This window comes from Candidatus Palauibacter irciniicola, from assembly GCF_965208695.1.
Lineage (GTDB): Bacteria > Gemmatimonadota > Gemmatimonadetes > Palauibacterales > Palauibacteraceae > Palauibacter > Palauibacter irciniicola.
On sequence record NZ_OZ242352.1, the window covers coordinates 558,305 to 570,630 of the forward strand.

Below are 12,326 nucleotides of genomic sequence, written 5' to 3' on the forward strand. Positions count from 1 at the left end.
CGGTTTGCCGGAGACGGTGTCCGCGAGGCTCTGGCGGACTTCGAGTTCGCGTTGACTTCGGAGCCGCAACCCGCCGGGCCGGCGAACGTCAGGCTGCCCGTCCTGGGAGCCACTGGCGCGCGCCGCCGAGCGGAGGCCATGTGACTTCGATCGCAGGGACATCCGGCGATCCCATCGCCATCGTCGGCTATGCCTACCGGATGCCCGGCGGCATCCGCACGGACGAAGATTTCTGGCGGCTCCTCAGCGAACGCGAGGTCGTCCAGGAGTTCGTCACGGAGCGCTACGGCCGGGGCTACCAGCCGATCGGCCGGTTCTCGGGTCCGGGTCGTTTCGGCAGTCCGTACGAAGGGCTGCTCCGGGACGACCTGGAGCAGCGGATGGATCCGGGCCTGTTCGGGGTCTCCCACCATGAAATGGCCTACATGGATCCGCAGATCCGGATGCTGCTGGGCTGCGCGTGGGAGAGCTGCGAACACGCCGGCTGGAGCCTGAACGCCCTCCGCAACAGCCGCACGGGCGTCTTCATCGGAGCCCAGGTCGCCTCCACCGCGAACTGGCGCGCCCTGTTCGGGACCAACGAGTTCTCCATCCTGAGCATCGACGCCTCGATGCTGGCGAACCGGATCTCCTACCATCTCAACCTCATGGGGCCGTCGATCGCGACCTCCACCGCCTGCTCGGCGTCGCTGACCGCGCTTCACACGGCGGTGAACGCGATGCGTCAGGGCGATTGCGAGCAGGCTCTGGTGGGCGCCGCCACCTACCTGGGGTCCGCCCGCTGCAGCGCCTCCTTCAACGCCCTCGGCGTCATCAGTCCCGACGGCAGCTGTCATTCCTTCGACGCGGACGCCAACGGCTACATGCGGTCCGAAGGTGCGTTCGTGTTCGCCGTCAAGCCGCTGGAGGCGGCCGAGCGGGACGGAGACCACATCTTCGCGGCGATCGAAGCCACGGCGGTCAACACGGCCGGGACCGCCGATGATGCCGCCGGACTCGCCCAGGGGCGCTACATCACGGCGCCGACGCGCCATTCACAGGTCGAACTGATGCGCGAGGCCTGCGGGCGTGCGGGACTGCGGCCGGAGGACTTCGACTACGTGGAGGCGCACGCGACCGGCACGGTCGTGGGCGACCGCATCGAAGGAAACGCCATTGCCGAGGCGTTCGGCGGCGTCGAGCGCGAGGTGCCGCTCCGCGTGGCCAGCGTGAAGAGCAACGTGGGGCACCTCGAGGCGGCGGCGTTCAGTTGTGCGCTGCTGAAGGTCATCCTCATGATGCGGCGGCGGACGTTCGCCCCCATCTCGAAGAACTACCTGATTCCGAATCCGGAGATCGATTTCGACCGCGGTCCGCTGGAGGTGCAGACCGCCTGCGAGCCGTTCCCCGACCGCCCGGTCGTGGTCGGGATCAACTCCTTCGGGTTCGGCGGTGCGAACGGACACTGCGTCGTGCGGGAGTACCGGCCGGACCCATCCAGGGCGTGGTCGGTGCCGCTGGCGTCCGACGCCGGCTACATGATCCCTCTCTCGGCGCGGACGCCGAAGGCCCTGGAGGAGAGCGCGCGACGCCTGCGGGCGTTTCTCGACGGGCGGGAGACCGACCTCTACACGCTGGCCGGAAACCTGGGCCGGCGCCGCGCCCAGTTCCCGGTGCGCACGGCGTTCGCCGTCCGCACCGGCTCGGAGCTGGTCGAGGCACTGGACGCCTTCGCGGAAGACCCCTCCCCGGTCTCCACGGTGGAAGCGGGCGAGCGTCGGGTGGCCATGGTGTTCTCGGGACAGGGCACGCAGTGGGCCGGGTGCGGGCGCGACCTCTACGACGCGGACCCCGTCTTCCGGCGGGTCGTCGACGCCATCGAGGAGGAGTGGCGGAAGCACTCGGACGTGTCGCTGCGCGACGCCTGTTTCTCGGCGAGCCAGGAGGAGTTGAACGAGGTTCAGCTCGCCCAGCCGGCCATCTTCATGATCCAGTGCGCCCTGGTGGAGCTGCTGGCGACATGGGGTGTCCATCCGGAGTGCGTCGTCGGACACAGTTCGGGCGAGGTCGCCGCGGCGTACGCGAGCGGGGCGCTTTCCCTCGCCGAGGCGACGCGGCTCGTCTACCACCGCGCCACGCTGCAGCAGCGGGTGGCCGGCTCCGGCCGGATGCTGGCGGTCGGCCTCGACCGGCCGGGCGTGGAGGACCTGCTGGAAAACCACCGGCCCGCCGAGGTGGAGATCGCCTGCGAGAACTCGCCCGCCAACACCGTCATCTGCGGGAAGGAAGCCGCGTTGCGGCCCGTGATGGCCGAACTCGACCGGCGCGGCCTGCAGAACCGGCTGATCCCCGGGAACATCGCATTCCATTCCACCGCCATGGATCCGCTGCGGGACGACGCGCTGCAGGCGTTCGCCTTCCTGAACGAATGCGACTTCGACGGCGACGTGCCCATGGTGTCCTCCGTCACCGGGGAGACGGTGGAGCGTCTGGACAACGCCTACTGGTGGTCCAACATCCGGAACCCCGTCCTCTTCGGCGCGGCGATGGAGACCGTGAGGCGGGAATGCCGACCCGACGTGGTCCTGGAGATCGCCCCGCACGGCGCGCTGCAGCCCCTGATCCGGCAGTGTCTGGAAGCGGCCGGCCCGGCCGTGGCCTGTCTCCCCACACTGATGAAGGATGAGGATGCGTGCCTGGGCTTTCAGGAGGCCCTGGGGAACCTGTACCGGGCCGGCGTCACGCTGGATTTCGCCTCGCAGTATCCGCGTCCGGAACCCATCGCTCATCTCCTTCCCGGCCATCCCAGGGAAGAGACTACGACCAGCGACGACCTGGTCGACGACGAGATTTTCGTCCGGCGCGGCGAGTACTCCCACGGCCCACTCGTCGGACACCGTGTGGCCTGCGACCACATCCTGTTCGAGGCGCGGCTCTCCGAGAAGGACTTCCCCTGGATGACGGACCACCGCGTCCATCGGGCCCCGATCATTCCGGCCGCCGGATACATCGAACTCCTGCTGCAGGCGTTCTCCGGGGACCCCATCAACATCGAGGAGATCGAGTTCCTGCAGCACACGCCGGTGAGCCCGACGCCGGTGCGGCTGCAGACGGCCCTGTTCCCCGTGCCCGACGCTCCCGGCCAGTTCACGTTCACCATCTCCACCCGATCCTTCGAGGACGATGAGGCGGGGACGCTGCACTGCCGCGGAAGGGTGCGGCGCGTGGATGAGGACCATGCCGTCAACGCGTTCCCGACGCTGGACGGTGTCCTCGCTTCCGACTTCGATCCCTCGCCCCTCGCGACGGGAGAGGAGTTCTACGACCAGATTGAAGCGGTCGTCGGGGATGCGTTCGAGTTCGGCCCCGAGTTCCGCAGCGTCCAGCGGATCGAGATGGACTCGGGTTCGACGGACGTGCTGTTCGAAATCGAGGTCGACGAGGAACTGTGGGCGTCCGGCCGCGAGGAGGGATATCTCCTCTATCCCCCGCTCACCGACGGCGGACTGCAGATCTTTCTGCGCTACCTGATGCGCCTGCCCGACTTCTTCTCCATGCCGCAGCGGGCGTGCGACATTACCTTCGTGCGCCCCCCGACGGGGCCGCGCATCACCTGTTTTCTCGTCGATACGGGCGACTGGTTCGACGTGGACGAACGGGGCCAGTACAACAAGCCTCTCGGCGAGCTGTACATCGGGCGGCTCAGCCTCTACGACACCGATACGGGGCAGCTGCTCGCGCACATCGGAGAGTACCACTCCTTCAACAGCAATCCGCGCTGGAGCGACGTCCCCGACAGCAAGCACCTCATCCGCTGGCAGCCGAAGTTCGTGCCTCCGGCGCCCCGGATCGGAGACGCGATCCGGGACGGAGACATCGACCCCGCCGCCCTCATCGCCGGCCTCGAACAGGGTGCGGCAGGCAGCCCGTACGCCTGTCATGTCATCGAGATCGCTGGCCGCCGGGAGGCGGAGCGGACCATGCTCGACCGATGCCTGGAGCATCTCTCCGGCCCCGACGCGCAGAGCGAGTACTGGATGCTGGGCGACGACGAAGAGGCCACGCGCGCACTCTACGACGCCTTCAATCACCGCGATGCCGCGATTCGGTTCGCCTCGCTGGACGCCACGGCGGAGGGCGCGCTTCGAGACGGACATGGCGACAGGTCTTCTACGGCCCGGTGCGGCCGAAATCGTCCTTCTGCACCGTGACGCGGGCGAAGATGGAGCGACCGGGGATCGTTGGGCCGAAGCGTGGGCGCTTCTCGAGCGGCTGGCCGTACCCGGGGGACTCGCGCTCGTCTCGCATGCCGAGAGCGACATCATCGAGCCGGGGAACGGCTGGACCACGCTTCATGCCGGCCCCCGCACGACCCTCCTGCAGGCTGGGCAGGAGGGTTTCGCTCCGACCGGCGCGACCGCGGCTTCGACCGGCGCCGCCGGTCCCCGCTGGGTGATTGGCGAACCCGGCAGCCTGGCCACGGAGTGGATTGCGCAACTCGAGTCGGCCCAGGCGTATCGCGTCCCCTGGAGCGCCCTCGACGCCGGCGATTTTGCAGCGCTGGAAGAGTGGCCGTGGGGCGCGGACCTCGAGGCGATCGATTTCTTCGTCGGGGCGGACCCGGATGATCCGACGGGCGAGCGAGCGGTGTGGCGCCTCGTCGCCTTCCTCCAGGCCCTCGCGCCCTTCCGGCTGGAGAGCGCGACCCGGAGTTGTCGCCTGAACGTCGTGACGCAGGGCGCCGTTTGCGGCGTGGAGGCGCCGCGAGGGAGCGCGTTGTGGGGAGCCGTGCGCAGCCTGGCGCTCGAGCTTCTCGCCGAGGACACAAAGATCGACTTCCGTCTCGTCGATCTGGGCGCGGCCGGGGACCTCCAGGCGCTGGCCGGGATCGACGCGTGCGACCCGCGCGAGCGGGAGCTGGCGATCAGGGACGGACGCCTGTGGGTGCCGCGCGTCGTGAGCGTTCGGGACCGCTGGCCGCTCGTGCCCGCGGAAGCGGATCCCCCGTACCGACTCCGTCTCGACAACCCCGGCCAGGTGAGCGGTCTGCAGGTGGCGGCCACGGCCTTGCCCCCGCTCGGACCCTCCGACGTCGAGATCGAGATGGCCGCGGCGGCGCTGAACTTTCGCGATGTCATGGTTACACTGGGGCTCCTGCCCGCGATGGCTTACGAGCGCTCGGCGCTGGGTCGCGAGGTCGGCATCGAGGGGAGCGGCGTCGTGCGCCGCGCCGGCCCGGACGTGAAGCGTCTGAGCCCCGGAGACGAGGTGGCCGTCACGACGGGCGGCTGCATCGCCAACCGAATCGTCGTGAACGAGCACCTGGCCTTCCTCAAGCCGCCCGGACTGAGCATGGAGGAGGCCGCGGCCTCCCTCTCCGTGACCGTGACCGCGTACTACGCGCTCATCCACCTGGCCCGTCTCAAGGAGGGACAGCGGGTCCTCATCCACTCCGCGATGGGTGGTGTCGGGCAGGCGGCGATCGCGCTGGCGCACCACGTCGGGGCGGAGGTCTACGCGACCGCCGGCAACCGGAGCAAGCGCGAGCAGTTGCTCGAGATGGGCGTGCGCGGGGCGTTCGATTCGCACAGCCACGACTGGTACGACGACCTGATGGAGGCGACGGGGGGCGAAGGCGTCGATGTCGTGCTGAATTCGCTCGCGGGCCACCACATCGCCCTCTGCCTCAAGGCCCTCAGGCCCTCGGGGTGGCACTGCGAGATCGGGAAGGTCGACATCTTCACGGACAACTCGCTCGGCATGCGGGTCTTCCGCAAGAACCTCCGCTTCGCCGCAATCGACGTCGACCGGCTGATGCTCGACGATCCGGTGCTGTCGCACATGCTATCGCAGGCCTGTCTGGACCTCATGAACGAGGGTGCGGTGCCGCCACCGCGACTCACCGCCTACGAGTACGGCGACTACGCCAGGGCCCTCCGCCTGATGACGACGGGCGGGCACCAGGGGAAACTGGTCCTGAAAGCGCCGTCCGACCCGGCGAATCGGGGGTTCCCGATCGCGGACACGCGCCCCTTCCTCGATCCCGAGGCCACCTACCTGGTCACGGGCGGGCTGGGCGGTTTCGGGCTGCGCCTGGTGCCTTACCTGATCGCGGCGGGGGCCCGGCACGTCACCCTGATGGACCGCGATCCGGAGCGTCGACGGAGCGTCGAGTGGCTCCGCCAGACGACCACGCTGTCGAAGATGACCGGCGATTACGAAATCGAGATCGTTTCGGGCGACGTGCGCGACGCGGAGGATGTGCGCCGCTGCATCGCCGGGGTGCGACGGCCGCTCAAGGGCGTTTTCCACCTTGCCGGAACGCTGGAGGACCGCTCGTTCCTCGACACCTCTCCCGACTCCCTGGAGAACGTGTTCGCGCCCAAGGCGCGCGGCGCTTTGAACCTGCACGATGCCACGACCGACTGCGCCCTCGACTACTTCGTCCTCTTCTCGTCCATCGCCTCGACGTTCGGGAACGTGGGGCAGGTCAACTACAGCAGCGCGAGCGCCTTTCTGGACGGGCTGGCGGCCTGGCGTCGCCAGCAGGGGCTGCCGGGGTTCTCGTACAACCTCGGCCCCGTCACGGAGGTCGGGATGGCGGCGCGCAGCCTCCACGTGATGCGGATGATGCGCGCGGCGGGAATGACGACGGTGAGCGCGAATTTCGCGATCGCCAATCTCGACTACGCCCTGCGCGCGATGGCGCCCGGCACGACGGAGCGCGGCACGACAGGGCACGACCATCTGGTCACCGCGCTGTTCTCCAACCCTGCGTGGACCGTCGATTCCCCGGACTACATGCGCAACGGGCGCCTGCTGAACAACCAGGCGGCGTTCGAGGTGAACGTGCGCGGCGAACTGACCCTGGAGAGCGTTGTCGCGCAGATCTCCGCCAAGGTGGCCGAGCTCTGCGGGCACGAAGAGGGCGATGTCGCCGAGCCGCTGTCGAGCTTCGGGCTGACGTCGATTTCGGTCGCCGAACTGGGAGCATTTATCCAGACACAGTACAACCATCAGGTCAGCGCCCTGGAGCTCATGACCACCGCGACGGCTCTGTCCCTGGCAGAGACGATCGTCGAAGGAGCCGCCTCGGACGACGAAGCCGTCACGGTGGCCGAGGATGACGGTTCGGCCGCCGCGGCCGAGCAATTCGGACAGCGGACAACGCGCCGGAGCTCGCCGTTTGCGAACAGACTCGAGGACCACTTCCCAAAGGATGAACCCGCCCCGCTTCACGGCTTCGACGGATCCGCGCGACGAGTGATTTCGTCGACGGTGCCGAACGCCGGTTCTGTCGCGGGTGACTGATTCCGCCATGGCCACCGCATCCGCGACAAGGCACCCGGTGCCACCACTGGGAGGGACCCTGCCGCCTGATTGCCAGCGCGATCTCACCACCCTGCGCCGATCCGTTCGCGCCGCGCTAGCCGAGGCAACCCCGGCTCCCGCGGTTTCGCCCGCCGACTTTTGCAATGTCCTGGTCACCGGCGCAACCGGATTCGTCGGTCGTTTCCTCGTGCAAGACCTGCTCGCTCACAAGTCCGAAGTGACGGTCCATTGCGTCGTGCGAGCCGAATCGGCGGAACGCGGCTTCGAGCGACTGCGCGCCAACATGGAACACGCGGAGACCTGGGACGATGCGTTCACGTCGAGAATCCGCGTTTACGCCGGTGATGTCTCGCAGTCCCGCTTCGGGCTCTCGCACGACGACTTCGACCGGCTGTGCCGGGAAATCGACGCTGTCTACCACCTTGCGGCCAACCCGAACCTGATCGCGTCCTACCGGTCTCTCCGCCAGGTAAACGCTCTCGGAGTGCGCGAGGTCCTCCGGCTGTGTCTGAGTGTCCGCCTCAAGCACCTGTTTCACGTATCGACGATGGGTGTGTTCCCCGAGTACGTGCACTCCTTTGCCGGCGAATACAGCGACTGCTACATCGGTGACCATGCGCAGCCCGACCTGGGTCGAATGAAGAGGGTGATGCCGCTCGGGTTGCTCGGGTATACCTGGAGCAAGCTTGTGGCGGAACAGGCCGTCCTGTTCGCGCATCAGGCGGGCCTGCCGGTGGCCGTCTTCCGTTTCGGGCAAACCACCATGGCCTCCACCGGTTACGCCCAGTCGGACACCCCTCCACAGCTTGTCTTCGCGGCGGCGGTCCAGGTCGGAATGATTCCGCAGGGGTTCACCATGCGGGCCACCGACGATCCGGCGGATACGCTGACGCGCATGTGCACCGACATTTCCATGAATGCGAATCGGCGCTTCACTATCTACAACTGCTGCAACAACGCGCCGTCGTACCGGGCCATGCAGCTCGCGGAGTTCGGCCTCGATTATCCCGAGGTTCCCTACACCGTTTTCAAGCGCGCCTGTCAGGCGCACGGGGACGCGTCTCCGATGGCCCGCAGCTGGCCCCTGTTCGATCACTTCGCCCCCTATTGGTTTCGGGGCTCCGAAACGGCCCAGACGCTGCCGGTCTCCGACCGGGCCATTCGAGAGGACTGTCCTGGTGACATCAACTGGCCGGGTCCTCTCACCAGGTATGTCCGCTACAACCGCTGGGTGAGAGACCATGAGGAAGAATGGCCGCAGGCGATTCCGCAGCTGGGAGTCAGCCTGGACAGCGTGCTGAACCAGGCCCGGCGATACGCCAGGGACAACGGCGTGTCCTTCGACACCACCTACCCCGAGTGGATGCTGGAGGGATTGGCCCGTCTCGTCGAGGGCTTCAACGCTCCCGAAGCCGGCCTGCTGGCAAAGCGCATCGGGCATTGCACGTTCGACCTGTGCCGAATTCTGCGCAACAACGCCGAACTGGCCGGAGAGCGCACGCGGCTGCCGGAGATCGGGCGGCAGCCAATCGAACAGCCAGTGTTCATCGTGGGCATCAACAGGACGGGCACGACCTTCCTGCACCGTCTATTGGCCCGGGACCGGCGGTTCTGGGCCTTGCGGGCCTACGAATACGTCGAGCCCGTCATTCCGGACGGCGGCTACGCAGCGGTCGTCGGCACTCCCCGGGATCCCCGCCGTATCAAGGCGGCGGACGTATTCGAAGCGGGGGGTATCGTAGATACTCTCGCGGGCCTTCACCATGTTGGCCTCGACGAACCGGAAGAGGATATCCCGATCCTCAGGTTGTCGCTCAAGACATGGGTGTTCGCGACTCGATATCGGCTTCCCAGGTACGTGCGGTGGCTCGAGGAGAGCGGCACCCGCGAGGCCTACCACGTGCATCGCCGCACCATGCAGCACTACAACTATCAGCGAAGGGCCTGTCACCCGGGCAGCCAGGGCCAATGGATCTTCAAGATGCCGACCCATCTAATGGAACTGGGCGCCCTGCTTGAGGCATATCCCGACGCCCTGTTCATTCAGACGCATCGCGAACCCGTCGAATTCATGGGGTCCTGGTGCAGTCTGGTGGAGCGCTTCCGGTCGGAAATCAGCGAGCCGCGCCCCCGCAAGGAGCTCGGTACCGAACAACTGAGAGCGATGAGTCGCATGCTTGACCGAGCGGTTGAGTTTCGGCGGTCGCACCCCGAACTGGAGCACCGCTGGCACGATGTGAGCTTCCTGGATCTGGTCCGCGACCCCATCGCAGTTGTGGTCGGCATCTATCGTCGGTTCGGCTGGTCGATGGAGTCCGAGTCGATTGAGGCGATGAAAGCCTGGTTCTGGAAGCAGGACGAGCAACGGCGCGTAGAGCAGCGGCACAAGTACGATATCGCGGACCACGGCCTGACGCGCGAAATGATCGACGAGGCGTTCGCGCGCTATCGCGATTTCCTGTCGGGCAGCGGCCACCGGGCTTCGCTTTTGTGACACCCCGCCGCCGGTGGCCACCGCACGGGCCGGTGCTCGTCACGGGTGCGAACGGCTACGTCGCATCGTGGCTTGTGAAGCGGCTTCTGGAACAGGGCTTCGACGTCCACGGGACCGTGCGCGATCCCCGGGATCCCGTAAAAACCGGTCACCTGCGGGCGATGGCCCGGGACCTTCCCGGAACGCTGTCCCTGTTCCGCGCCGACCTCCTCGATCCTGGAGGGTTCGACCGGGCGATGGCGGGCTGCCCTCTCGTCTTCCACACAGCCTCCCCGCTCATCGTGCGCGACGTCGACGATCCGGTGCGCGATCTCATCGAACCCGCGACACGCGGCACGCGCCACGTACTGGAGGCCGCCGACCGGACACCCGCGGTCCGGCGCGTGGTGCTGACTTCCAGCATCGTGGCGATCTACGGAGACGCGGCCGACCTCGAGCAGATCGAGGCGGACCGGTTCGACGAGAGCCACTGGAACACCACGAGCCACGAAGGCCACCAGCCCTACTCCTACTCCAAGACTCTGTCGGAGCGGCTGGCCTGGAAAATGGCGGAGGAACAGGCGCGGTGGGACCTGGTGGTCGTGAATCCCGGGCTGGTTCTCGGACCCGGCCTCAGCCGAAATACAAACGCCGAGGGGGTCCTGATCATGCGCGATCTGGGGAACGGCGCCCATCGCGTCGGCGCTCCCGAACTGGAGTTCGCCATCGTCGATGTCCGGGACGTCGCGGAGGGTCACCTGCAGGCGGGTCTCATCCCCGAGGCGGAGGGACGCTACATCCTGGTCGGCGAGACGCGCAGCCTGATCGAAATCGCCGGGATCCTGCGGGAGCGCTTCGGCGACGGCTTCCCCTCTGCCCCGGCGCACGGTGCCCAATCCGATGGCCATCGGGTACGCGCCCCTGGGGGGGATCCCCCGCGCCGTGGCGAAGCGCAACGTGGGGTATCCCCTGAGGTTCGAGAACGCGCGCGCCAGGACCGTGCTCGGCATGACCTTCCGTCCCGTCGAGGAGACCATTGCGAGTCACTTTCAACAACTGCTGAACGACGGTCTCGTCTCCGCGCCCCGGGACGACCGCCGGGACCGAACGCGGGCGTCACGCTGACGTCAGTCGCCGACCCACACCGTCTTCACGTTCACGAACTCGCGGATCGCGTGGGGGCCGAGTTCGCGCCCGTAGCCCGAGCGTTTGACGCCGCCGAAGGGGACGCGGGGATCTGAAGCGGACATCCCGTTGATGAAGACGCCGCCGGCCTCCAGGTCGCGGACGGCGCGGGCCCGTTCCTCGGCATCGTTCGTCCAGATGGCGGAGCAGAGGCCGAACTCCGTGGCGTTGGCGCGCTCGATGGCCTCGTCCATGTCGGCGACCGGGAACACGCTGGCCACCGGGCCGAAGATCTCGTCATCCGTGGCCGGGGATCCGTCCGGGACGTCGGTGAGCACGGTGGGTTCGTAGAACCATCCGGGCCGGTCGGGGACGCGCCCGCCCGTGGCCACGCGGGCGCCGGCGGCCACGGTGGCCTCCACCTGCTCCGCGACGTGATCCCTCAGGTCGCGGCGGGCCAGCGGTCCGATTTCGACCTCGGACTCCCTCGGGTCGCCGACCTGAAGCGCCGCCACGCGTTCGACGAGCCGCGCGGTGAACTCGTCGACGATCGAACGCTGGACCAGCATCCGCTTGGCGGCGATGCACGACTGGCCGTTGTTCCACATGCGGGCATCGACGGCGGTCGCGACGGCCCGGTCGAGGTCCGCGCTCTCCATGACGATGAAGGGATCGCTGCCGCCGAGTTCGAGCACCGTCGTCTTGATACGGCGTCCCGCCTCGGCCGCGAGCGCGGAGCCGGCCGCGACGGAGCCCGTGAGCGAGGCGGCCTGCACGGTCGGGTCGTCGAGCACGCCCGGGATGTCCTCGACCTCGACGAAGACGTTCTGGAATACGCCCTCCGGGAATCCGGCGCGCGAGAACAGTCCCTCGAGCGCGACCGCGCACTGCGGCACGTTGGGCGAGTGCTTGAGCAGGAAGGCGTTGCCCGCCAGCACCGTCGGCACGGCGGAGCGCATGGCCTGCCAGAACGGGAAGTTCCACGGCATGATCCCGAGCACCGCGCCCAGGGGATGGTACTCGACCCAGCAGTGCGTGCCGGTGGACTCGAAGCGCTCGGGCGCCAGGTGGGCGGGCCCGTGCTCGGCGTAGTACCGGCACACCCAGGCGCATTTCTCCGCCTCGGCGACCGCGCTGGCGAGCGGCTTGCCCATCTCGCGCGTCATCAGCAGGCCATAGGCCGCCTTGCCCCGCTCGACGAGTTCCGCCAGCACGAGGAGGCGTTCGGCCCTCTCGGCCACCGGCACCCGCCGCCACACCTCGAACCCCGCGCGGGCCCGTTCCAGCGCCTCGCCGATCCCGTCCGCATCGAGGGCCGGGAACGACGCGAGCCGTTCTTCCGTGGTCGGGTCTATGCTCTCGAAAGGCATCTCGTTCTCTCTCACGAGACGTTACCATTGGCACGGCCTGACAAGCG

At 67.9% G+C, this 12,326-nt stretch carries 5 protein-coding genes; 4 read left to right on the top strand and 1 reads right to left on the bottom strand.

Translation table 11 applies throughout. The features are described from left to right. Window positions 1–140: 140 nt before the first annotated feature. From ACOGI9_RS02305 to ACOGI9_RS02320, 4 genes are read left to right on the top strand one after another with little or no spacing between them, the layout of a single operon-like run. Window positions 141–4,190 (top strand): type I polyketide synthase, encoded by a 4,050-nt coding sequence (locus ACOGI9_RS02305; RefSeq protein WP_419858290.1) that lies wholly within the window; start codon window positions 141–143, stop codon window positions 4,188–4,190. Then, window positions 4,135–7,290, top strand: coding sequence for an SDR family NAD(P)-dependent oxidoreductase (locus ACOGI9_RS02310; RefSeq protein ID WP_419858291.1), 3,156 nt, complete (start codon window positions 4,135–4,137; stop codon window positions 7,288–7,290). The genes ACOGI9_RS02305 and ACOGI9_RS02310 overlap by 56 nt, the downstream gene beginning before the upstream one ends. 7 nt (window positions 7,291–7,297) lie before the next feature. Then, window positions 7,298–9,805, top strand: coding sequence for an SDR family oxidoreductase (locus ACOGI9_RS02315; RefSeq protein WP_419858292.1), 2,508 nt, complete (start codon window positions 7,298–7,300; stop codon window positions 9,803–9,805). After that, complete coding sequence (locus tag ACOGI9_RS02320; protein WP_419858293.1) at window positions 9,802–11,025, top strand: NAD-dependent epimerase/dehydratase family protein; 1,224 nt, start codon at window positions 9,802–9,804, stop codon at window positions 11,023–11,025. Before ACOGI9_RS02315 ends, ACOGI9_RS02320 begins: the two co-directional genes overlap by 4 nt. Here the strand turns inward: ACOGI9_RS02320 and ACOGI9_RS02325 are convergent. Then, window positions 10,912–12,294, bottom strand: a complete 1,383-nt coding sequence (locus tag ACOGI9_RS02325; protein ID WP_419858294.1) for an NAD-dependent succinate-semialdehyde dehydrogenase — start codon at window positions 12,292–12,294, stop codon at window positions 10,912–10,914. The genes ACOGI9_RS02320 and ACOGI9_RS02325 overlap by 114 nt on opposite strands. Window positions 12,295–12,326: the final 32 nt, after the last annotated feature.

What these genes read in the sequence shown, in the direction of transcription:
- ACOGI9_RS02310 (WP_419858291.1), top strand. Translation starts at nt 4,135, where the DNA reads ATGGCGACAGGTCTTCTACGGCCCGGTGCGGCCGAAATCGTCCTTCTG.
- ACOGI9_RS02315 (WP_419858292.1), top strand. Translation starts at nt 7,298, where the DNA reads ATGGCCACCGCATCCGCGACAAGGCACCCGGTGCCACCACTGGGAGGG.